This window comes from uncultured Methylobacterium sp. (assembly GCF_964251405.1).
In the GTDB taxonomy this organism is placed as follows: domain Bacteria; phylum Pseudomonadota; class Alphaproteobacteria; order Rhizobiales; family Beijerinckiaceae; genus Methylobacterium.
Genome location: NZ_CAXUJR010000001.1, coordinates 135,935 through 157,926, shown reverse-complemented (window position 1 = coordinate 157,926; position 21,992 = coordinate 135,935). Strand labels below are relative to the sequence as shown.

25 protein-coding genes and 1 pseudogene are annotated in these 21,992 nt (G+C 68.0%); 8 read left to right on the top strand and 18 right to left on the bottom strand.

What is annotated here, in order from left to right; all coding sequences use genetic code 11:
• From ACFE7U_RS00810 to ACFE7U_RS00790, 5 genes are all read right to left on the bottom strand, one after another.
• Window positions 1–413: response regulator (locus tag ACFE7U_RS00810; protein WP_375407817.1), on the bottom strand; the 413-nt coding region annotated here is incomplete at its 3' end.
• A 160-nt stretch (window positions 414–573) separates the two neighbouring features.
• Entirely contained in the window at window positions 574–1,377 is an 804-nt protein-coding gene (locus tag ACFE7U_RS00805) for a dienelactone hydrolase family protein (protein ID WP_375407816.1), read from the bottom strand.
• A gap of 189 nt (window positions 1,378–1,566) precedes the next feature.
• Window positions 1,567–2,031, bottom strand: a complete 465-nt coding sequence (locus ACFE7U_RS00800; RefSeq protein WP_375407815.1) for a hypothetical protein — start codon at window positions 2,029–2,031, stop codon at window positions 1,567–1,569.
• Between the two features lie 129 nt (window positions 2,032–2,160).
• Window positions 2,161–2,628, bottom strand: coding sequence for a DUF192 domain-containing protein (locus ACFE7U_RS00795; protein ID WP_375407814.1), 468 nt, complete (start codon window positions 2,626–2,628; stop codon window positions 2,161–2,163).
• A 110-nt stretch (window positions 2,629–2,738) separates the two neighbouring features.
• Window positions 2,739–3,356 (bottom strand): cold-shock protein, encoded by a 618-nt coding sequence (locus ACFE7U_RS00790; protein WP_375407813.1) that lies wholly within the window; start codon window positions 3,354–3,356, stop codon window positions 2,739–2,741.
• Between the two features lie 320 nt (window positions 3,357–3,676).
• On the opposite strand from ACFE7U_RS00790, the gene ACFE7U_RS00785 reads away from it, so the two are divergent.
• Window positions 3,677–4,666: a heparan-alpha-glucosaminide N-acetyltransferase gene (locus ACFE7U_RS00785; protein ID WP_375407812.1), complete on the top strand. Its 990-nt coding sequence runs from the start codon at window positions 3,677–3,679 to the stop codon at window positions 4,664–4,666.
• Between the two features lie 15 nt (window positions 4,667–4,681).
• Here ACFE7U_RS00785 and efp read toward each other — a convergent pair whose 3' ends face one another.
• On the bottom strand, window positions 4,682–5,248 hold the full coding sequence (efp, locus tag ACFE7U_RS00780; RefSeq protein WP_375407811.1) for an elongation factor P: 567 nt from the start codon (window positions 5,246–5,248) through the stop codon (window positions 4,682–4,684).
• A 172-nt stretch (window positions 5,249–5,420) separates the two neighbouring features.
• On the opposite strand from efp, the gene epmA reads away from it, so the two are divergent.
• Genes epmA through ACFE7U_RS00765 form a run of 3 tightly spaced genes read left to right on the top strand, consistent with a single transcriptional unit; the run spans window position 5,421 to window position 8,392 of the window.
• Window positions 5,421–6,476, top strand: coding sequence for an EF-P lysine aminoacylase EpmA (epmA, locus tag ACFE7U_RS00775; protein ID WP_375407810.1), 1,056 nt, complete (start codon window positions 5,421–5,423; stop codon window positions 6,474–6,476).
• Window positions 6,473–7,525 (top strand): lysine-2,3-aminomutase-like protein, encoded by a 1,053-nt coding sequence (locus ACFE7U_RS00770; protein ID WP_375407841.1) that lies wholly within the window; start codon window positions 6,473–6,475, stop codon window positions 7,523–7,525. Before epmA ends, ACFE7U_RS00770 begins: the two co-directional genes overlap by 4 nt.
• A 36-nt stretch (window positions 7,526–7,561) precedes the next feature.
• A complete protein-coding gene (locus ACFE7U_RS00765; protein WP_375407809.1) occupies window positions 7,562–8,392 on the top strand; it encodes a YdcF family protein in 831 nt (276 codons plus the stop codon).
• On the opposite strand, the gene ACFE7U_RS00760 is transcribed toward ACFE7U_RS00765, so the two are convergent.
• The 10 genes from ACFE7U_RS00760 to ACFE7U_RS00715 form a co-directional block, all read right to left on the bottom strand.
• Window positions 8,329–8,643, bottom strand: a complete 315-nt coding sequence (locus tag ACFE7U_RS00760; protein ID WP_375407808.1) for a DUF3253 domain-containing protein — start codon at window positions 8,641–8,643, stop codon at window positions 8,329–8,331. The two genes, ACFE7U_RS00765 and ACFE7U_RS00760, sit on opposite strands and share 64 nt — an antisense overlap.
• Window positions 8,640–9,374, bottom strand: coding sequence for a DUF599 domain-containing protein (locus tag ACFE7U_RS00755; RefSeq protein WP_375407807.1), 735 nt, complete (start codon window positions 9,372–9,374; stop codon window positions 8,640–8,642). Before ACFE7U_RS00755 ends, ACFE7U_RS00760 begins: the two co-directional genes overlap by 4 nt.
• Window positions 9,375–9,529: 155 nt before the next feature.
• A complete protein-coding gene (locus ACFE7U_RS00750) occupies window positions 9,530–9,820 on the bottom strand; it encodes an acylphosphatase (protein WP_375407806.1) in 291 nt (96 codons plus the stop codon).
• Between the two features lie 52 nt (window positions 9,821–9,872).
• Window positions 9,873–10,301, bottom strand: a complete 429-nt coding sequence (locus tag ACFE7U_RS00745; RefSeq protein WP_375407805.1) for a gamma-glutamylcyclotransferase family protein — start codon at window positions 10,299–10,301, stop codon at window positions 9,873–9,875.
• A 30-nt stretch (window positions 10,302–10,331) separates the two neighbouring features.
• Window positions 10,332–10,454: a hypothetical protein gene (locus ACFE7U_RS00740; RefSeq protein WP_375407804.1), complete on the bottom strand. Its 123-nt coding sequence runs from the start codon at window positions 10,452–10,454 to the stop codon at window positions 10,332–10,334.
• Window positions 10,451–10,681 (bottom strand): hypothetical protein, encoded by a 231-nt coding sequence (locus ACFE7U_RS00735; RefSeq protein WP_375407803.1) that lies wholly within the window; start codon window positions 10,679–10,681, stop codon window positions 10,451–10,453. Before ACFE7U_RS00735 ends, ACFE7U_RS00740 begins: the two co-directional genes overlap by 4 nt.
• A gap of 13 nt (window positions 10,682–10,694) precedes the next feature.
• On the bottom strand, window positions 10,695–12,698 hold the full coding sequence (locus ACFE7U_RS00730; RefSeq protein WP_375407802.1) for an acetyl-CoA carboxylase biotin carboxylase subunit: 2,004 nt from the start codon (window positions 12,696–12,698) through the stop codon (window positions 10,695–10,697).
• Between the two features lie 146 nt (window positions 12,699–12,844).
• Complete coding sequence (locus ACFE7U_RS00725; protein ID WP_375407801.1) at window positions 12,845–14,158, bottom strand: GGDEF domain-containing protein; 1,314 nt, start codon at window positions 14,156–14,158, stop codon at window positions 12,845–12,847.
• A 162-nt stretch (window positions 14,159–14,320) separates the two neighbouring features.
• Entirely contained in the window at window positions 14,321–14,761 is a 441-nt protein-coding gene (locus ACFE7U_RS00720; RefSeq protein ID WP_375407800.1) for a hypothetical protein, read from the bottom strand.
• 235 nt (window positions 14,762–14,996) lie between these two features.
• Window positions 14,997–15,629 (bottom strand): L,D-transpeptidase, encoded by a 633-nt coding sequence (locus tag ACFE7U_RS00715; RefSeq protein WP_375407799.1) that lies wholly within the window; start codon window positions 15,627–15,629, stop codon window positions 14,997–14,999.
• Window positions 15,630–15,806: 177 nt separating this feature from the next.
• Here ACFE7U_RS00715 and ACFE7U_RS00710 point away from each other — a divergent pair, with 177 nt between their 5' ends.
• On the top strand, window positions 15,807–16,736 hold the full coding sequence (locus tag ACFE7U_RS00710) for a histone deacetylase family protein (protein ID WP_375407798.1): 930 nt from the start codon (window positions 15,807–15,809) through the stop codon (window positions 16,734–16,736).
• Between the two features lie 3 nt (window positions 16,737–16,739).
• On the opposite strand, the gene tyrS is transcribed toward ACFE7U_RS00710, so the two are convergent.
• Entirely contained in the window at window positions 16,740–17,993 is a 1,254-nt protein-coding gene (gene tyrS, locus ACFE7U_RS00705) for a tyrosine--tRNA ligase (protein ID WP_375407797.1), read from the bottom strand.
• 136 nt (window positions 17,994–18,129) lie between these two features.
• On the opposite strand from tyrS, the gene ACFE7U_RS00700 reads away from it, so the two are divergent.
• The 3 genes from ACFE7U_RS00700 (at window position 18,130) to ribB (ending at window position 21,559) form a co-directional block, all read left to right on the top strand.
• Window positions 18,130–19,269 (top strand): anhydro-N-acetylmuramic acid kinase, encoded by a 1,140-nt coding sequence (locus ACFE7U_RS00700; protein WP_375407796.1) that lies wholly within the window; start codon window positions 18,130–18,132, stop codon window positions 19,267–19,269.
• A gap of 47 nt (window positions 19,270–19,316) precedes the next feature.
• On the top strand, window positions 19,317–20,420 hold the full coding sequence (aroC, locus tag ACFE7U_RS00695) for a chorismate synthase (protein WP_375407795.1): 1,104 nt from the start codon (window positions 19,317–19,319) through the stop codon (window positions 20,418–20,420).
• A 62-nt stretch (window positions 20,421–20,482) separates the two neighbouring features.
• On the top strand, window positions 20,483–21,559 hold the full coding sequence (ribB, locus tag ACFE7U_RS00690; RefSeq protein ID WP_375407794.1) for a 3,4-dihydroxy-2-butanone-4-phosphate synthase: 1,077 nt from the start codon (window positions 20,483–20,485) through the stop codon (window positions 21,557–21,559).
• Between the two features lie 4 nt (window positions 21,560–21,563).
• Here the strand turns inward: ribB and ACFE7U_RS00685 are convergent.
• Window positions 21,564–21,992, bottom strand: a pseudogene (locus ACFE7U_RS00685) (hypothetical protein); the annotation flags it as partial.

Genomic DNA, 21,992 nt, shown 5'->3' with positions numbered 1-21,992 from the left:
GCGGTCGCGTCGTCGGCCTGACTCCCTCGCGGGGCGACGTTTTCCTCGACCCAGGCGAGGATGTCGTCCGCGCGCCAGGGTTTGGGAATGAACGTCGCCGAGACCCGGAGATCGCTCGGCTGATCGCCGGCATCCCCGGACGTGAGGAGCACGCGCACGCGGGGCCACGTGACCCCGATGATTCGCGCCAGCTCGAAGCCCCCGATCGGCCCGGGCGTACGAACATCCGAAAACACGACGCTGACCTCATCCGCACGATCGTTGAGAATGGCGAGCGCCCGTTCCGCCGTCTCCGCTTCGATGACGACGAAGCCGGTCTCTTCGAGCAGAGTAGCCGCAAGGAAACGCTCGTCGGGTTCGTCCTCGACGACGAGGATCACGGGCTTCTGAGCCGGCGGTCTCACGGCACTCATCTGTCTCGAACGCCCTCGAAGGCGAAAGGAATCAACCCGATCCTCTCGTAACTCTCGAGACTTGTTAAGGCTTCATTGTGTCGATCCTGCGGACCGGCTCCGCCGAAGCCGGTGCTTTCTTCGACACCCGAGGAGCCATCATGCACGACGCGGCTTCGCCTCACCCAAGCCCGTTGCTCTTCAGGAACGCCAAGGCTCTGGTCCAGCCTTCTTCGGCTTCGGCCTTGCGATAGCTCGGCCGGTAATCGGCATGGAAGCCGTGCGGCGCATCCGCATAAACCTTCAGCTCGACGCTTTTGCCGGCAGCCTTCGCCTTGTCGCGCGCTTCCTCGACGCTCGCGACGGGAATGCCGGCGTCGGCACCGCCATAGAGGGCGAGGATCGGCGCGTTGATCTCGGCGACCACGTCGCCCGCCGTCCTCGGTTGGATCGCCGTTCGCTCGCCGCCGAGCTGCCCGTACCAGGCGACCGCCGCCTTGAGGTCGCGGCGATGGGCGGCGTACAGCCACACCGCCCGGCCGCCGCGGCACCAGCCCATCGCACCGAGACGGGAGGGATCACCATTCGAGGCCGAGACCGCCCAGGATGCGGTGGCGTCGAGATCGGCGATCCACTGGGCGTCCGGGGTCTTGGAAATTACCTCCCGGATGATCGTCTGCGCGTCCGTCATCGTCGAAAGGTCGCCCTGCCGGGCGTAGAGTTCCGGCGCCACCGCACAGTAGCCGGCCTTGGCGAGGCGACGGCAGATGTCCTTGATGTAGGCGTGGACGCCGAAGATCTCCTCGATCACGAGGATGACCGGAAACTGACCACTACCCTGCGGCATCGCCCGATAGCCCGGCATGGGGCCGTCCACGGTCGGGATGCGGACTTCGCCGGCTTCGATTCCCGTTTCATCGGTGGAAATCACCTGAGCCTCGACCGCCGTCGTCGCGAGGGTGAGGCCGGTCATCAGGCTGGTCATGACGAAACCCCGCCGCGAGAATGGCGGAATCAGAAGGCCCTCATCGCCCGAAAGCCGATCGGTTGCGGTCCGGCCCGTGTCGTCGCTCTGCATGATGCCCTCGTTCCTATCCTGACGATGGAAGGATCATCGGGCATCATCACGGTCAAATGACGATCCAGCGACACGTGCTGCTGCGAAGAGCGCCGATCAGCCATTCATGCCAGCGGCGACGCGCTGGCGATCACCTTGATCGCGACGCGATGCCGCGCGAATCTCAGGCTTTGCAGGACGCTTGCGCGAAACCGGACGCTGCGGCCGAACGATTTCGCCGAGCGCCACGAACCCATCCTGCGAAGCGGCGCCACCCATGGACGGCCGGAGGCCGAAGCCGATGGCGAACGAACGCGCGAGATCTGCATCCCGCTCGATCCCGAACCGCTCGAGTGCCACGACGAACGCTTCGTGAAGCGAACGTGGCGCACACCACCGTTTCTCGGCCAGATGAAGGGGCCATTCCCAGAGCGAACCGTCGCGCCTCCGATCGATCGTAGCGCGATCGATGAAGTATCCGGTCTGCCGGTGCTCGACCCCGTCGGGCAGCACGCGCCACTCCGCGTTCGCGAAAAGAGCAGGCTCGCCGCTGTCGGCTGAGTTCATCTCGCAATCGACCATTCCGGTCTCCAGCCCGAAATTCCGCCCCGCTCGTCGTTCGACGCAGGAACAATACGGGAACGATGATCCGAAACGGTACAGCCGTCAAGCGTGGCGTTCACTTTCCGTTCGAAGGCCCGCCCTTCGCCCTCAGCGGCGCGGAAACATCGGATGCTCCACCCGGTCGCCGGCCTTGAGGCCGAGCCGGGCGGCCGTCCCGGCATTGAGTTCGAGCACGGCCAGGACCGGCTCACCAGAGGGGATGACCCTGGTCGATTGCGGCTCCGTATCGGCGGCGATGCGGGCGATCGTTCCGTCCGGGCGGATGAACAGCATGTCGAGAGACAGGTAGGTGTTCTTCATCCACATCGCGACGGGCGCGACCTGCTCGAAATCGAACAGCATGCCGTGATCCGACGGCATGCTGCGCCGGAACATCAGGCCTCGCGCGCGCGCCTCGTCGTCGCGCATCACTTCCACCGAGAAAGCATGCTTTCCACCCGCCGCGGCGATCGTCAGGGGTTCGGTCGGGGCTTGCGCCGCACCGGCGGTTTGCAGCGACAGGAGGGCCAGGAGCACGAAGGCGAGATGCCGGACGAATCGAAGGCTGTCACGCATGGAGGGTCGCCGTTCGCTGGAGCGTCATCGAACGAAGTGGGCTTCGCTCGCCGAGGGTGGAAGGAGATCTCGAAGGCGGCCTCGGCGAAGCTCCCCGTGCCGCAAGGGCATCAATGGGAGGACGGAAGCGCACCGTCGAGGAGCCGAACCTCGGCCGCCATGACACCCTTCGATCCGTCGCCGTAGCGGACGAGGACGGTCTCGCCCGGCTTGAGCTCGGCGATGCCGTAGCGGCGCAGGGTCTCCATATGGACGAAGATGTCCGGCGTGCCATCGCCGCGGCTGAGAAAGCCGAAGCCGCGCAGGCGGTTGAACCATTTCACCACGGCCGTCTCGAGGCCGCTCGTGGGGTTCACGGTCACGTGCGTGCGCGGCATCGGCAGTTCGGAAGGATGCGTCGCCGTCGACTGGTCGAGGGAGATCACCCGGTGGGCCTGCCAGCCGCGGGTGCGCTGCGTGGCCTCGACGACGATGCGCGCCCCCTCGCTGGCGCCCTGGTGACCGTCCCGACGGAGGCAGGTGATGTGAAGGAGGACGTCGGCGGTACCGTCGTCGGGCACGATGAAGCCAAACCCCCTGGACACGTCGAACCACTTGATGCGGCCCTCGACCTCGATCAGGTCGAGGGGGCGTTGCTCCTCGGCATGCAGGGCGTCGTCGCCACGAACGTCGTCGGACAGCGCGACTGCACGCCGGCCGATCAGGCCTGATCCGATTTCGTCCGACATGTTAAGCAACCCACACCGAATCACGCTGCGCGACCCGCGGATAAGATTAACAAAGTCATGACTCGGCGGAAGCCTGTTTGCCCGTCAGCACTGCCTCCCGATCGTGCATTCTCGGGCAGTCCGGCAAAGGGGCAACAGGTCGTTGATGGCGCAGATCCGAGCGCTCCGAGCCGAAGCCGCTGAGTTGACTCGGGTAATCGGCGCGCAGGCGGCGGCCCGGCGCAATGCCAGCCCCATCATCACGATCGCGGGATTGCGCGCGGCGATCCCAAGCGACTCTCTGTCGCCGGCACCTGAGATCGATGATACGGGCCAGCGGCATGACCGACCCGCTCGCAATACCCGTCAGCGCCACCCCGCAGGGTTGGCGGTGGGTTGCCCTCGACGCCGTCCGGGGTGGGGCGCTCCTCGCCATGGCCGCGTATCACGCGACCTGGGACCTCGGATACCTGCGCCTGACGCCCGAGAACTACGCCCTGACGCCGCTCGGCAAGGTGGCGGCCCATCTCATCGCCGGCACATTCCTGTTCCTCGTCGGCGTCGGCCTGGTGCTGATGAACCGGGACGGCATCCGGTGGCGGGCGTTCCTGATCCGGCTCCTGCGGATCGGAGGGGCGGCGGTCGCCATCACGGTGGCGACCGCCGTCGCGTTTCCAGATAGCTACATCTTCTTCGGCATCCTGCACTGCATCGCGCTGTCGAGCGTGCTCGCGCTGCCGTTCCTGTTCCTCCCGGTCGGCCTCGTGGCCGTGACCTCGGTGCTGGTGCTGGCGGCCCCGCATGTGATCGCGGCCGACCTCCTCGACGCGTCGGTCCTCGCCTTCCTCGGCCTCGGACGCGGCGTCCCGCAGACCAACGACTACGTGCCGCTGTTTCCGTGGTTCGGCATGGTGCTCGCCGGCATGGCGGTGGCCCGATTCTCGGCCCGGGCGACGGCGGGGGCGTTCCCGGCGGGTCGCAGAGCGAGCGGGCGGGGGCTGCGGGTCCTGGCTTTCGCGGGGCGCCACAGCCTGGCGGTCTACCTTGTCCATCAGCCGGCGCTGCTCGCGCTGCTCACCGGGCTCGCGACCCTGACCGGGCCGCATCCGAAGGCCGGCGAGGCCGATTTCCGCCAGACGTATCGCCGCAACTGCATGGGCACGGGCGGGCAGGCCGAGCCCTGTCGGATCGCTGCCCGCTGCGTCGTCGGAGCGCTGCGGCGGGAGGGACTATGGGTGGAGGCCGGGCGAAGCTTCACCACGGCCGAACGCCAACGTGCGCAGGCACTGTCGCAGGATTGCTACGAGGCCGCGGATGCGCCTCGCCCGTGAGCGAACGCTCAGTCCTCAGTCCTTGGCGCGTTCCACGTAGGAACCGTCCTCGGTCATGATCACCACGCGGGTGCCGGCGGCGATATGGGGCGGCACCGTGGTCCGCACGCCATTCGAGAGAATCGCGGGCTTGTAGGAGGATGACGCGGTCTGGCCCTTCATGGCCGGCTCCGTCTCGGCGATCTCGAGGACGACCCGCTGGGGCAATTCGATGGTGAGCGCGACCCCGTTATGGGAGGAGAGCTTCACCGTCATGTTCTCCTGAAGGTAGGGAGCGGCGTCGCCGATCACGTCCTTGGGCACCGCGACCTGCTCGTAGGTCTCGGGGTTCATGAAGTGATAGCCCTCGCCGTCCTCGTACATGAAGGTGTGATCGCGATCCTCGACGAAGGCGCGCTCCACCGACTCCGTGGTGCGGTACCGCTCAGAGACCTTCACCCCGTCGGTGATGCGGCGCATGTCGAGCTGCGTCACCGGGGTTCCCTTGCCGGGATGGATGTTCTCGATCGTCAGGATGACGTAGAGCTTGCCGTCCTTGTCGACGACGTTGCCCTTGCGGAGCGAAGAGGCGATCACCTTCACGGGGTCTAGTCCTGTCTTTACGAAAATGCTGCGCACGCCCCGGCGGGTTCGATCCGCAGGAACGGCATCCTTGGCTCGCCACTAACCTATCCGCGGCGCGGTTGCCAGTCGCCGGCGTTCCGCATCGTTCGCCGGCGCCGGAGCGTCGCCCGATGCCGATGAGCCGGACGTGGTGAGCGCGCCCTCGCCCTGGTGGTCCGCGCAGGTCCATGCCGACCGGCGCCCGTTGCTGATGATGCGCAATCGCGTCGTCGCGGCCCTGCGGACGCATTTCGCCGATCAGGACTTCGTCGAGGTCGAGACGGCAGCACTGCAGGTGTCGCCTGGGAACGAGACGCACCTGCGGGCCTTCTCGACGCGGATGCTCGGGCCGGACGGCCGTCACGCGCCGCTCCACCTCCACACCTCGCCGGAATTCGCCTGCAAGAAGCTCCTGGCCGCCGGCGAGAGACGGCTCGTCACCTTCGCGCGGGTGTTTCGCAATGGCGAGCGCAGCCATCTCCACCATCCCGAGTTCACCATGCTCGAATGGTACCGCGCAGGCGCCGACTACACGGAACTGATGGATGATTGCGCTGCGCTGGTCGGATGCGCAGCCGAGCGCGCCGGCGCCCGCCGCCTCGCGCATCGCGGACGGCAGGCCGATCCGTTCGCGCCTTTCGAGCGCCTGACCCTCACCCAAGCCTTCTCGGAGCATGCGGGCATCGACCTCCTCGCGACGATCGCCGGAGATGGTGCGACCGATCGTGCGGCCATGGCCGATGCGGTCGCCGCCGGCGGCCTGCGCGTGGCACACGACGACACCTGGTCGGATCTCTTCAGCCGGGTCCTCGTCGCCAGGATCGAACCGCATCTCGGCATTGGCCGGCCCACCATCCTCCATGAGTATCCGGCCTCCGAGGCGGCGCTCGCACGCCGCAGCCCGCGCGACCCAAGGGTCGCCGAGCGATTCGAGCTCTATGCCTGCGGCGTCGAGCTCGCCAACGCCTTCGGCGAGCTCACAGATCCCGTCGAGCAGCGCCGCCGCTTCGAGACCGAGATGGCTGAGAAGACCCGCATCTACGGCGAGGCTTACCCGATCGACGAGGATTTCATCGCCGCGCTGGCCGTCATGCCGGAGGCGAGCGGCATCGCGCTCGGCCTCGACCGGCTCGTCATGCTGCTGGCCGGAGCGCCGCGCATCGAGGACGTGATCTGGACGCCCGTGGCGGAGAACGCGTCGTGCTGAGCCGGACGCTGCGAAGCCCTCAGGCCCTTGTCGATGCTGGCCTCGCCGCACCCGCGGACCTCCCCGGGCTCGAAGCGGTGGCGGCGCGCTACGCCGTGGCCGTGACGCCGGACATGGCCGGATTGATCGCGCCGCTCGATCCCGCCGACCCGATCGGGCGGCAGTTCCTGCCCCGACCGGAGGAACTGGAAAGCCGGCCCGAGGAACACGCCGACCCGATCGGCGACGCCGCCCATAGCCCCCTCCCCGGCCTCGTCCATCGCTATCCCGACCGGGTTCTCCTGAAGCCGCTCCATGTCTGCCCGGTCTATTGCCGCTTCTGCTTCCGCCGCGAGATGGTGGGGCCGGACGGGCTCGGCAGCCTCACCGAGTCGGAACTCGCCGCGGCGATGGCCTACATCGCCGGGCATCCAGAGATCTGGGAGGTGGTGGTGACGGGCGGCGATCCCTTCGCCCTGTCCCCCCGGCGACTGGCCGGGATCGCCGAGGCTCTGTCCGGCATCCCGCACGTGCGTGTGTTGCGCTTCCACACCCGCGTTCCCGTCGTCGAACCGGGCGCGGTGGACGCGGCGCTGGTGGCGGCGCTGAGGACCTTCGGCCGCGCGGTCTTCGTGGCGCTTCACGCCAACCATCCGCGCGAGTTCACGGACGCGGCCCGCGCGGCCTGCGCCCGCCTTGTCGATGCCGGCATCCCGATGGTGAGCCAGACCGTGCTCCTGCGCGGCGTCAACGACGAGGCCGGGACCCTGGACGCCTTGATGCGAACCTTCGTCGAGAATCGGATCAAGCCCTACTACCTGCACCACGGCGACCTGGCCCCGGGCACCGCTCACCTGCGGACCGGCCTTCATGAGGGCCGGGCGCTGATGGCGGCGCTCAGAGGGCGGCTCTCGGGCCTCGCGCAGCCTGCCTACGTGCTCGACATCCCGGGCGGGCACGGCAAGGTGCCGGCGGGAGCCGACTACCTCAGCGAGGACGGGGCCGGATGGCGGATCCGCGATCCGCAAGGCACCGAGCACGCCTATCCGCCGCCCTGCCGCCCTGCCTGACGCCCCGTCCCCGCCCCTCCCGGACCAACCCGCGCGATGTTCTTCCCGCTCTCGAAGCTGATCTTCTTCGCGATCACGCCGTCGAACTTCCTGATCCTGATCGGCGTCCTCGGCGCCGTTGTGCTTGCGGCGACTCGCTTGCGACGAACGGCGGGGGCGCTCGTCTTCCTCAGCCTTGCCGGCCTCGCGGTGGCGGGTCTCACACCGCTCTCGAGCTGGATCGCATTGCCCCTGGAGGACCGCTTTCCGGCCTTCGTGGACGAGGGAGCCCCGATCGCCGGCATCATCGTCTTGGGCGGCGGGGTCGAGACCGGCCTCAGCATGGCGCGCGGCCAGATGCTCGCGAATGATGCCGGCGAGCGCCATACCGCCATGGCCGACCTGGCCCGGCGCTATCCGGGAAGCCGCCTCGTGTTCTCCGGCGGCAGCGGCAGCATCGCGGGCGAGACGACGTCGGAAGCCGAGGTGATCGGGCGCTACGCGGACGTGCTCGGCCTGCCGCGGACACGGCTGATCCAGGAGGACCGCTCGCGCAACACGCGCGAGAACGCGGCCTTCACCGCCGACAAGATCCAGCCGAAGGCCGGCGAGCGCTGGCTGCTCGTCACCTCCGCCTGGCACATGCCCCGCTCGATGGGCTGCTTCCGCAAGGCGGGCTTCGATGTCGTCGCCTATCCGGTCGATTACCGCACGGGCGGACCCCGCGACGCGGCGCGCTTCAACAGCTTCGCCTCGACCGGCCTCCTCCTCCTCGACCTCGTCGCCAAGGAATGGGTCGGCCTCGTCGCCTACAAGCTCGCGGGCTATACCGACGACTGGTTCCCGAGCCCGTCCCCGCCGTCGTCGGACGGCAGCCCGAGCCGGTAGACGCCACGGAAATCGTCCGGGTCGTCGACGGGTTTCCCCTTGCGCAGGATCGCGATCCGTCCCGCCTTCATCAGCGCGATCGCCGCGCGGCGAACGGGCTGCATCAGAGGGCTCCAGCCCTCCGGATGCGGGCCGCCGAGGGCCCGTGCCACCTCCGACGGACAGATCGTCTTGGCCTGCCCTCGCCCGGCAACCAGGCACAGGATCGTCTCGGAGACGAGATCGTCGCTCGGACGTGCCGGTTTCGTCATCGCCATGAATCCTCTGCCTGATGGTCATCCTCGGCCAGCAGTGCCGCGCGGATGTCGGAGGCGAACTGCCGGCGCCACATCACGCAGACGGCACCCGCCGTCGTCGCCATGAGCACCCAGGGACCGACGAACCAGCCGAGATAGGCGAGCGCGAACAGGAAGGCGCGTTGGCCTCGGGCGAAGTGGCCGCCCGCAGCGATGTTCATGGCCGCCGCACGCCGGACTGCCCGTTCCATCTCGGCCTGGGCGGCGCCCGAGCCCCGCGACGGCACCGCGCCGATGAGGATCGCCCCATAGTTGAACAGGCGATAGGCCCAGGCGAACTTGAAGAACGCATAGACGAAGACCACCGCCAGTCCCGCAACCTTGATCTCCCAGGTGGCCCGGGTGGCGACCGCGCCGAATGGCAGCGCCCCGAACAGGGTCAGGACGTCGTCGCCGGACCGCGACAGGGTGAGGACGCCGCCGAGCGCGATCAGCGAGGTCGAGGCGAAGAAGGCGGTCCCGTTCTGCAGCGATGCATTGATGGTGGTGTCCACCACGCGGTTCTCGCGCGTCATGATCTGCCGGCACCAGATCTCGCGCTGCGCGTTCATGATCTGGCTGAGGCTGGTGCGCTGGCCACGCATCCGACCCACCGCGAGGCCGTAGCCGAGCCACATAGCCACGAACACGCCGAGAGCGGCAAGGTCGAGGTGCGAGAAGCCGGTGATCAGCGTCGTGGCAGTCATGGTATCCCGGTCTCGACGTCCGGCCGGCGGCGACGCCAAGCCGTTGCAGAAGCTGATCTTCATGCCGACGCCCTTGGGCAGCTCCGCCCTAACGCGGAAGCCGAGGGACTGTCCACCCCGGTCACCGAGTGGCAGCCCCGGGGAGAACGGGCGGCTCAGCCGCGCAAGATCGTGAAGCCGCACGGCATCGGCGCGCCGTCCGGCCCGCCGATGTCGACGTCCTCGACCCGGGCGCCGGGAGGCCCGCGCCGGCAGGCTTCGACCATCGCCGACACCGCCGCGTCCGGACCGACGAACACCGCCTCGACTGACCCGTCGGACCGGTTGCGGACATGGCCCGACAGGCCGAGGCGCTGCGCTTCAGTCCGGGTCCAGACTCGAAATCCCACCCCTTGAACCCGGCCGCGGATGACGACCTCGACCCTTCGCATCGTTGATTCCACCATGTCGGCGTCTTCCTTGGGTCCGGTCATACGCGTCGGCGATAACCAGACGGACTCAGCGCGAGCGACGCAGCCAGCCCTGGATCTCCTGAAGGTATGGCGGCGGCAGTTGGGCTGCGACGGCGGCTGCCAGGACTGCTTCCAGATAGCCCGGCCTCGGGGTACCCGACACCGCGCTGCCGCCGAGATAGATCAGCGCGCGCTTGATCCCGCCCTTGGTCACGACCGGTTGGGATGCCTTGACGTAGAGCCCGCCGGCCACGCCCTCGTAGCGGTCGAGCGCCGGCATATCGGCGGGCTTGAGGTCCCAAAGCACGCCCCAGACCGTGGCCGAGGCGTCTCGCACCACCGAGGCGTAGCCCTCGCGCATGACGATGAAGCGGTGCCGGTTGAGCCGTCCCTGCCCGATCAGGATCGAGCCAGGGCAGCGCAGCGCCATGGCGCCGGCATCCATGTTGGCGCCGTAGGCGAAATAGAGGGGCATGGTGTCTCGGCGGAGGCAGCGCCGGTCCGGCTACTTGCCGTGCCGGTCGTCCGAACGCCGCACCGCCCGCTCGTTGGCAAGCACGGCAAGATAGGCTCCGGCCAGGACCACCGCCGGGATCACGAAGGTCACGAAGATCTCGCCGGCGTTCATGGCCTCAGGCTCCGCAGCGCGCGTCTTGCGAGAACATGTAAGCCCGCCCCGGCGCAAAACCAAACGGATGCGAAGAACGCCGTGGCGAGGCTCGGAGCAGGAGCCGCGGCGATGCCGAAGCTGACCGCGGTGATCGGCGTCACGACTCCGATGACGATGAAGGCCACGGCAATGTTGTTGATCCCCGTGGCCAGCAGCTTCGTCTGCTCGTTATGCGTCGCGTTCACCTGTCCTGCGTTCTCACGCGAATTCCAGGATCACCGCGTCCACCGCGAGGCTGTCGCCCTCCTTGGCCGCGATCTTCGAGACGGTGGCGTCGCGCTCGGCGCGCAGCACGTTCTCCATCTTCATGGCCTCGACGATGGCGAGCGGCTCGCCGTTCTTCACCTCCTGGCCTTCCTTCACCAGGATCGCCTTGACGAGGCCCGGCATCGGGCAAAGCACCTGCTTGCCAGAGCCGGCATCCTCCTTGACCGGCATCAGGGCGGCGAGTTCGGCCTCGCGGCGCGTATAGACCCGCGCCTCGGCCGCGGCACCCGCATGCTGGAGGGCGACGCCGTTGAGGAGGCTGCGGACCTGGATCGCGACGCGGTGGCCGCCGATCTCGCCGGACCAGACCGGCTCGCCGGGGCGCCAGTCGCTCACCACGTTGAGTACGCTTCCGTCCTCCGCCGTCACGGCCAGCGCGTCGCCGATCGCGTCCACCGTCACCGGATAGGATTGGCCTGCGAGGATCACGACGCGGTCGCGCTCGAAATGCAGCAGGGCCGGATCGCGCATCTGCCCCGAGATGCCGCGCTTGCGCTGATTGAGCTTGTGGTCGATCGCCGCCGCGGCCGCCGCCATGCGCCGTGCGACCTCGTCGGTGGGCTCGGGGGCGACGAAGCCGTCGGGAAATTCCTCAGCGATGAAGCCGGTGGAGAGGTTGCCCTCGCGCCAGCGCGGATGCGCCATCAGGGCGGACAGGAACGGGATGTTGTGGCGGATGCCGTCGATCGCGAAGGCGTCGAGCGCCTGCGCCTGCGAGTCGATCGCCTGCCCCCGCGTCGGCGCCCAGGTGACGAGCTTGGCGATCATCGGGTCGTAATGGATCGCGATCTCGCCGCCCTCCTCGACGCCGGTATCGTTACGCACGATCGCCTCGCCGAACTCCCCCTCCGCCGGGGGCCGATAGGTGGTCAGGCGCCCGATCGAGGGCAGGAAGTTGCGGGTCGGGTCTTCGGCGTAGACGCGGCTCTCCACCGCCCAGCCGTTCAGCTTGACCTTGTCCTGCGTGAGCGGCAGCGCCTCGCCGGCGGCCGAGCGGATCATCAGCTCGACGAGGTCGAGGCCCGTGATCATCTCGGTGACCGGATGCTCGACCTGTAGGCGCGTGTTCATCTCGAGGAAGTAGAACGACTTGTCCTGCCCGGCGACGAACTCGACGGTGCCGGCCGAATCGTAGGCCACGGCACGCGCCAGCGACACCGCCTGCTCGCCCATCTTCCGCCGTGTCTCCTCGTCGAGGAGCGGGGACGGAGCTTCCTCGATGACCTTCTGGTTGCGGCGCTGGATCGAGCACTCGCGCTCGCCGAGATAGATGACGTTGCCGTGCTTGTCGCCGATCACCTGGATCTCGATGTGGCGCGGATCGGTGATGAACTTTTCGACGAACACCCGGTCGTCGCCGAAGGACGAGGCGGCCTCCGATTTGGCCCTGGCGAAGCCCTCCGCGACCTCGCCCGACGAGTGCGCGATGCGCATGCCCTTGCCGCCGCCGCCGGCCGAGGCCTTGATCATCACCGGATAGCCGATCTCGTCCGCGATGGTGACGGCGTGTTCCGGGCTCTCGATCACCCCGAGGAAGCCCGGCACGGTGGAGACGTTGGCGGCGTTGGCGGCCTTCTTCGACTCGATCTTGTCGCCCATGGCGGCGATGGCGCCGGGATTGGGACCGATGAACACGATGCCGGCGGCTTCAAGCGCCCGCGGGAACGCCTCGCGCTCGGAGAGAAAGCCGTAGCCGGGATGGACCGCCTGGGCGCCGGTCTGCTTGCAGGCCGCGATGATCTTCTCGATGACGAGGTAGGACTGGGCCGCCGCGGCTGGGCCGATATGCACCGCCTCGTCGGCCATCGCGACGTGGACGGCATCGCGGTCGGCATCGGAATAGACCGCCACCGTCTTGATGCCCATGCGTCGGGCGGTCTTGATGATGCGGCACGCGATCTCGCCGCGATTGGCAATCAGGATCTTCTCGAACATCGGGCCGTGCACTCTGAGGTCAGTCGTAGGGCGACATTGGCGACGTACGCCTAAGCTCCGTTTCGGTAAAGCCGTCCCACGTGCACGCCGCGCGGGCATCGTTTCTCATCGTGGGCACGCGGCGTCCGCGGGATCGGAGAAGGCCGTCAGGCGGTCAGTTGCACCGGAGGGAGGTCGACGAGGTCCGCCTGGGCTTCCCAGGCGGCCGCGACGCGGTTCCGCCCGCCTGCCTTCGCGCGAAAGAGCGCATCGTCGGCGAGGCTGATCAGGGCGGCGAGGCCGTCCGGTTGGTGATCGGTCACCGACAGGGCAAGTCCGATGCTCACCGTGACGGACCGCCCGACACCGGGATTGGGCCACGCTATGGCCTCGATCTCCGCCCGCAGGTCCTCGGCGAACCGCATGATGCCGCACTGAGTCGCGTCGGCCAGGATGCAGATGAACTCTTCGCCTCCGTAGCGGGCACAGAAGCCGTTCTCGGGCACGACGGCCCGGATCGTGCGGGCGATCGCCGCCAGGCATTGATCGCCGCTGGCATGGCCGGCGCTGTCGTTCAGCTTCTTGAAGTGGTCGATGTCGAACAGGACGATGCCGAGGCTGCGCGGAGACCCGGAGGGGTCTGCCCAGACTCGCGCGGATCGCTCTCCGAAGGCGCGCCGATTGGGCAGGCCCGTCAGCGCATCGGTGCTGGCGAGAATGGCGAGGCGGTCATTCGCGCTCGCCAGCGCGCGCTCCTGCAAGGCCCCGCGCAGGTTCAGAACGAAGGCGTGCTGCTGCACGATGGTCATGGTGCGCCGGGCCGGGATGAGCGAGGTGAGGACGAAGCCGTAGAAGACCGCGAACACGATCGTATCCTGGGACGAAGTCGCCGGATCGAACAAGCTGAAGGCTGCGAAGCAGGCGACCGCCGCGATCGTGCCGAGGACCGTCCAGGGCAGAGTGACGGGAAAGATCACGAGCGCCGTCGAAGCCGCGATGATGCCGGCAGTGACGTAGCGGTAGGGCGTTTGGCCGCCGCCGATGGCGCCGAGCACGCCACCCACCGCGGTCATCGCCACGATGGCAAGCGGCAGGGTCAATCCTTCGATGCGATCCGAGCGTGGTCGCGACCAGACCCACGCGAGCGCCAGATAGGCAATCGGCAGGATGACGATCCGCAACAGAAGGGCGGGCTCGAGAAGGACAGGCTCGTACAGCCAGTCGAGGGGGATCATGGCAATGCTCAAGAGTGCCGACCATGTCAGCCAGGCGCGGCTGACCCGGCTGCGCTGGCGCCAGCTGGTGTCGCAGTAGAGCTTGCGCAGGCGCCCCTTCAGATCGAGGTCGCGGATACGGCGGGACAGCGCCTGGTTCACCTCAGCGGAGAGCGCGTCACGATCAGTCTCGTCGAATTCATCGAGGACGGCGGACCAGCGTCCGCTCGGTGAACTGCTGGACTGGCCCTGGTGAGAGGTCTTCAACGCAGGCGTCCATTCTACCGCAAAAAGGTTATCCTAGACGCGTCGACCTATCGCGGGTCCGTTACTTTCGACCGGTCAGATTCCCTAGACCCGAATGATTGCCAATCAGTAATGATCGGTTATCCCAGATCGGTGGAGATTTATCTGAGACGAATGGGGTCTTCAGGCTGCGAGAGCGGGAAGCACGGCATACGCCGACACGGTCTTGCGCTTGGCCTTGGCGGCCAGGGCGAAGGCGATGAAGTGCTCGTCGCTGGCCTGTGCTTCCTGAACGACGGCCAGGGCTATGCGCGCGGCCAACGGGCTCGGCCCGGAGCCGGCGCCGAGGGAGGCGGCGAGCCAGCGGGCGACGTCGGCATCGACGTAACCGGCCGGCCGCTCGCCCCAAACGGCGAAGTCTACGATCAGGGCGACGAGGAGATCGGCGTAAGCGTCGTCGCGATGAATGACTGCGCGGTCGAGGGCGATCAGCAGGTCGGCGTCGTCGCGGCAAGCGAGACCATCCGCGAGAATGTCGTCGGCGAGCTCACGCGCATCGGCCTTCGTGATGCGCTGAGCCGAAACGATACGGTTACAGAAGAGTTGAAGCGAAAAATTGGTCATGGTGTGATGCCTCCCCGGCCTTATCTTGTGCCGGACTTTGTCCCTGTCTGTATTGGACTATGAGGCACGGCATCGTTCGATCGGTTAACGGCCAAACCTGAACGCGCATTCAGGTTAAAGCGTGCTCACGAAGCAGCCTTTCGAAAGGATGACTTGGTCGCGTGCAATTCTTCGTAAACCCATTCGCCATGCGATTGGCCATGTGGCGGGATGCGTCGATGGTCCGACCGGCCGCTCAGCGAACCACCACCTTGGTTCCGATCGGAATACGGTCGTAGAGATCGACGACGTCTTCGTTGAGCATACGAATGCAGCCCGAGGACACGGCCTGGCCGATCGTCTCCGGTTCGTTGGTGCCGTGGATGCGGAAGAGCGTGTCGCGCTTGCCCTCGGCGAGGTAGAGCGCGCGCGCGCCGATCGGGCTCGTCGGGCCGCCTTCCAGGCGCTTGGGCAACTCGGGGCGACGGGCCAGCATCTCGGGCGGCGGGTTCCAGTCTGGCCACTCGCTTTTTCGGTCGATGGTCGCGGTACCGGCCCAGGACATGCCGGCATTGCCGACGGCGACCGGATAACGAACCGCTTTGCCGTCAGCCGTGACGTAGTAGAGGCGGCGTTCCTTGGTCACGACCACGATCGTGCCCGGAGCCTCCTTGGTCGGGTTCTCGACGATGGTGCGGGCGATCGTCGGATCGATTTTCCCCTGTGGCGCGAGCTTCATCCACTCCTTGTCGCGAGCCTCGGGCGAAAGCGGAGCCGGGGTCGCGGCGGCGACCTGCACGACCGGAGGCGCCTGCGCCACGCGGTTGTTGCAGCCGCCGAGCGCGGCGGTCGCGAGGGCGGCAAGGATGACCGGGGTGCGAAAGCGCATGGGCGTGCCTGTCTGGAAGCCCGCTTTCAGGTACGAAGACCGTATTCATCGGGATTAAAACGAGCTTAACCTGCAGGACGGTCCCAGCGTAGGGTTGTGCGACCGAGCGGTTGCGCAATTGCTTCGGTTGTTGCCCTTGGGTGACAGAGCGGCCACGGTGCGGCCGGGAGAGACTCCGTGACGACGTTGTACGTGAGCCACTGCGCCGCCCTCGACCACGTCATGCCGGAGGGCCACCCGGAATCGGCGGATCGCATCCGCGCGATCGAGCGCGTCCTCGAGAACGAGCGCTATGCCAGCCTGGTGCGAGCGCAGGCTCCGCTGGCGGAGCACGCGGTCGCCGCCCTCGGCCATCCCGCGGCCTATGTCCAGGACATTGTCGAGCGGTCCCCGCGCGAGGGATTCGTGCAGATCGACGGCGACACCCTGATGTCGCCCGGCACCCTGGAGGCGGCGCTGCGGGCGGTGGGCGGCGCCGTCCACGCCGTCGACGCCGTGATGACGCGAGACTGTTCCAACGCCTTCGTGGCGATGCGTCCGCCCGGCCATCACGCCGAGCGCGACCGGGCCATGGGTTTCTGCCTGTTCAACACCGCCGCCATCGCCGTACGCCACGCCCGCAAGGCTTTCGGTGCCAGCCGCGTCGCCCTCGTCGACTGGGACGTGCACCACGGCAACGGCTCGCAGGACATCTTCTGGGACGATGCGGCGGTGATGTACGCCTCGACCCACGAGATGCCGCTCTATCCCGGCACCGGCAAATCCTCCGAACGGGGTGCCCACGACACCATCGTCAACGTGCCGCTGGTGGCGGGCGACGATGGTGCGGTCTTCCGCGAGGCCTTCGAGGCCTGCATCCTCCCCCGCATCGCGGCCTTCGCGCCCGACCTCGTGGTGATCTCGGCGGGTTTCGACGCCCACCGCCTCGACCCGCTGGCGCATCTGCGCCTCGACGAGAGCGATTTCGGCTGGGCGACGCGCAAGCTGATGGGCATCGCCGACCGCCATGCCGGCGGCCGGCTCGTCTCGATCCTGGAGGGCGGCTACGACCTCATCGGGCTCAGCCGCTCGGTGGGTGCGCATATGGACGCGCTGATGGGGCGGTGAGGCTCACTCGACGCGCAGCAGCACGTGCTTCTTGCGCCCGAACGAGAGCTTGATCACGCCGTCCGCCGTCAGGTCGCCGAGACCCAGCATCGTCTTCTCATCCGTCACCTGCACGTCGTTGACCCGCAGGCCGCCGCCCTTGATCTGGCGCCGCGCCTCGCTCGTGGATGGAACGAGGCCGGCTTTCTCGGGGCCGAAGGCGGTCAGCACGCCGAGACCCGCTTCCAGCATGCTGCGCGGCACGGCGACGCTCGGGAGATCCTGCGCGACGCTGCCCTCGACGAAGGTCTTGCGCGCCGTCTCGGTGGCGGCCTCCGCCGCGTCGCGGCCATGCATCAGTGCTGTCGCCTCGGTGGCGAGTACCTTCTTGGCGTCGTTGATTTCGGCGCCCGGCAGGGCTTCGAGTCGTGCGATCTCCTCCATCGGCAGCAGCGTGAACAGGCGTAGGAACCGGCCCACGTCGGCGTCCTCGGTGTTGCGCCAGAACTGCCAGTAATCGTAGGGGCTCAGCATCTCGGCATTGAGCCAGATCGCCCCGGCGGCGGTCTTGCCCATCTTAGTGCCCGACGCGGTCGTCAGGAGCGGCGTCGTCAGCGCGAAGAGCTGCTTGGTGCCCATGCGCCGGCCGAGGTCGAGCCCGTTCACGATGTTGCCCCACTGGTCCGAGCCGCCCATCTGCAGCGTGACGTCGTAGCGGCGGTTGAGCTCGACATAGTCGTAGGCCTGCAGCAGCATGTAGTTGAATTCGAGGAACGAGAGTTCCTGCTCCCGCTCCAGGCGCAGGCGCACGCTGTCGAACGACATCATCCGGTTGATCGAGAAGTGCCGGCCGACGTCGCGCAGGAAGTCGAGGTAGTTGAGGCCAGACAGCCATTCGGCATTGTCGACCATCAGGGCGGCATCGTCTCCGAAGGTGAGGAACTTCGAGAACACCTGCGCGATGCCCGCCTTGTTCGCCTCGATGTCGGCGGCGGACAGCACCTTGCGGCCCTCGTCGCGGCCAGTCGGGTCGCCGATGCGCGTGGTGCCCCCGCCCATCAGCACGATCGGGCGATGTCCGGTCTGCTGCAGCCAATGCAGCATCATGATCTGCACGAGCGACCCGACATGGAGCGAGGCGGCGGTGCAGTCGAAACCGATATAGGCGGTGATCCGGTCCGACTTCAGCGCGTCGTCGAGGCCGTCGAGGTCGGACGCTTGGTGGATGAAGCCGCGCTCGCTCAGGATGCGCAGGAAGTCGGACGTCGGGGTGGACATGAGGCAACCGGTCTCGTCTGGCGCGAACGGCAAGCGCGACAATCGCCGCGCCCGGTGCTAGCTCGCTGATCACTCAAAGGATGCGATCGGGCTCATAGCAGCCCGCACCGCGAAAGGCACGGGGCGCGCGAGGGCCATGACCATGATGCGGGCGATCGGCCTGATGAGCGGGACTTCGCTGGACGGCGTCGACGTGGCGCTGATCGAGACCGACGGCGAGGACGTGCGCGTGGTGCGCAGCCATAACGGCTATCTCGAACCGCTCGGGCCGACCGGCTACCGCGCCTATTCGGACGAGGACCGCGAGCTCCTGCGCCGGGCGCTGGTTGATTCGGAGGGCGTCATCGACCGCGACGAGCGGCCCGGCTGCCTGCCGGAGGCCGAGGCCTTCGTCACCGCCGCCCATGCCGAGGCGGTGGAAGTTTTTCTCGCCGACAACGGACTGACCGCCGCCGACATCGACGTGGTCGGCTTCCACGGCCAGACCGTGGTCCACCGGCCCGACCAGCGCATGAGCGTGCAGATCGGTGACGGCGCCGCGCTCAGCCGGCGTCTCGGCATCCCGGTGGTCTCGGACATGCGCCATGCCGACGTGCTCGCGGGCGGCCAGGGCGCACCATTGGTGCCGGTGTTCCACAAGGCGCTCGCCAAGGCGTCGGGCTTCGAGGGCGCGCTCGGCATCCTCAATATCGGCGGAGTCGCCAACGCCACGCTCATTGCCTCGAACGGGGACGTGATCGCCTTCGACACCGGCCCCGGCAACGCGCTCATCGACGATTGGATGCGCGAGCGCACCGGACGGCCGCTGGACGACGGTGGCCGCACCGCGGCCCGGGGAAGACCGGACGAACCACTGCTGGCGTGGCTCCTGATCCACCCGTTCTTCGCGAGGCGCCCGCCCAAATCCCTCGACCGGAACTGGTTCTCGCACAAGCTCGCCGGGCAGCTCACCACCGAGGACGGTGCCGCGACCCTCACCGCCTTCACCGCTCGCGCTGTTGCCCGTGCGCTGGACCACGCCCCGGAGATCCCGACGCGCTGGATCGTGGCCGGTGGCGGCGCCCGCAACGGCGAACTGGTGCGGTTGTTGAACTACCACCTGCGCGCCGAGATCACGACCGCGGATGCCATCGGCTGGTCCTCGGCCTATCTCGAGGCCCAGGCCTTCGCGCACCTCGCCGTGCGCTCGATGATGGGGCTGCCGATCACCTATCCGAGCACGACGGGCGTGCGGGAGGCGATGACCGGCGGGGTCCTGTCGCGGCCGGTCGATTGAGGGCGGCGCTGGCCCTCGACGGAAACCCGCGCTAGAGCGATCGGGCCATGTCGCACAACACCTTCGGCCACCTCTTCCGCGTCACCACCTTCGGCGAGAGCCACGGAGTCGCCCTCGGATGCATCGTCGACGGCTGCCCGCCCGGCATCGCGATCGAGGCCGCCGACATCCAGGCCGAGCTCGACCGTAGGAAGCCCGGCCAGTCGCGCTTCACCACGCAGAGGCGCGAGGCCGACGAGGTCCGCATCCTGTCGGGCGTGTTCGCCGACGACCGCACCGACGGGGTCCAGCTCACCACGGGCACGCCGATCGCGCTCGAGATCGCCAACACCGACCAGCGCTCGAAGGATTATTCCGAGATCCGCGACAGCTACCGGCCGGGCCATGCCGACTACGCCTATGACGCCAAATACGGCTTTCGCGACTATCGCGGCGGCGGCCGTTCCTCGGCCCGCGAGACCGCCGCGCGCGTCGCCGCCGGGGCCATTGCCCGACGAGTGCTTCCGGCCGAAATCATCATCCAGGCCGCCCTCGTCCAGATGGGACCGCACACGATCGACCGCGCCAACTGGGACTGGGACGAGGTCGAGCGCAACCCGTTCTTCTGCCCCGACGCCAAGGCGGCGGCCTTCTACGAGGGCTATCTCGACGGTATCCGCAAGGACGGCTCGTCGGTGGGTGCGGTGATCGAGGTGGTGGCCGAGGGCGTGCCCCCCGGCCTCGGCGCCCCGATTTACGGCAAGCTCGACGCGGATCTCGCTGCGGCGATGATGTCGATCAACGCGGTCAAGGGCGTCGAGATCGGCGACGGCTTCGCGTCCGCCGCACTTCGCGGCGAGGACAACGCCGACGAGATGCGCTCGGGCAATGCCGGCACCCCGACCTTCCTCGCCAACCATGCCGGCGGCGTGCTCGGCGGCATATCCACCGGCCAGCCGCTGATCGTCCGGTTCGCGGTCAAGCCGACCTCCTCGATCCTGACCCCGCGCAGATCCGTGACGCGCGACAACCGCGATGTCGACCTCGTTACCAAGGGCCGTCACGACCCCTGCGTCGGCATCCGGGCGGTGCCGGTGGCCGAGGCCATGATGGCGTGCGTGCTCGCCGATCACTATCTCCGGCATCGGGGGCAGGTCGGCACGTCCGGCTGAACCCTTCCCCTCCCCACAAGGGGAGGTGAGGCGCTGAATTTAGATCGACGACGAGAAGCCCCGTGCCCCACACCAATGTCACCGCGGCCATCGAGGCCTATGCGCGCGGCGAGATCGTCGTCGTCACCGACGACGACGATCGCGAGAACGAGGGCGACCTCGTCGTCGCGGCCTCGCTGTGCACGCCCGAGAAGATGGCTTTCATCGTCCGCAACACCTGCGGCATCGTCTGTGCGCCGCTGACGCAGGGTGAGGCCCGCCGACTGAATCTCGCTCCCATGGTGGCATCCAACGACGCGCCGCTCGGCACCGCCTTCACGGTGACGGTAGACGTCAAGCACGGGCTCACCACCGGCATTTCGGCCGAGCAGCGCTGCAACACGGTCCGGGCTCTCGCCAACGGCAACATGGGCGCGGACGACTTCGTCCGGCCCGGACACGTCTTCCCGCTCATCGCCAAGGAGGGCGGGGTGCTGATGCGCTCCGGCCATACCGAGGCGGCCGTGGACCTGTGCAAGCTCGCCGGCCTGCCCCCGGTCGGCGTGATCTGCGAGCTCGCCAACGACGACGGCACCGTGATGAAGGGCGCCCAGATCGAGGCCTTCTCGGAGGTGCATGGCCTCAAGCGGGTCTCGGTCGCCGACCTCATCGCCTACCGGCAGGCCCGCGAGAAACTCGTCGAGCGGGTGGGTAGCTTCCCGGTCAGGACCGAGTTCGGCGAGATGACCGGCTATGCCTACACCACACCCTTCGAGGCGGTGCAGCAATTCGCCTTCGTGCAAGGCGATATCGGCGACGGCCGGGACCTGTTGGTGCGGCTGCACCGCTCCAACGTCGTCGCCGACGTCATCGAGGGCGGCAAGCAGATCGAGGCCGTGATGCGTCGCTTCGCGCGGGAGGGCCGCGGCGTCCTCGTCTACCTGCGCGACGGCACCGCCGGGGTGCCTCTCTCGCGCGTCGTCGAGGAAGGCGTCGAGGCTCAGCGCGTCCGGCAATGGCGGGAAGTGGGGTTGGGTGCGCAGATCCTGCGCGACCTCGGCGTCGTCTCGATCCGCAACCTGGCGACGTCGTCGCGTTCGTATGTCGGCCTGTCGGGCTTCGGGATCGAGCTTCTCGGGGACGAGCCCCTCGACGGCTGAAACCTCAGCGTTCCCCCTCGGCGGCCGAGCGCCCGGCGCCCGTGGTCTCAGCTCCCTCGCCGCCCGCGCTGAACAGCTTGCGCAGGATGCCCGGCGCCAGGGCCGAGAGCGGGTTGACGCTCACATCCGGGGCGGCCAGCCGCCCGGAGACCCTGAAGTTCAGGGCGAACAAGCCCTCGTTGTTGCCGCCGCCGAGGAGCTGGCCGAACAGCGGCAGGTGCGACACGACGTTGTTGAGCCCGTAGAGCGGCACGAAGGTGCCCCTCACATCGGTGCGTTCACGGCCGGTGTCGAGAAAGCCGCTGAGCGTGAAACCCATGGCGGCGTTCGAGATCGCCGCGTCGGTGAAGTCGACGCGGGCGCCGCTGCGGACGAAGTTCGCCCGAAGACGGTCGAAGCTGACCTCGCTGCCCTGGCCCTCGACGACCTGCTT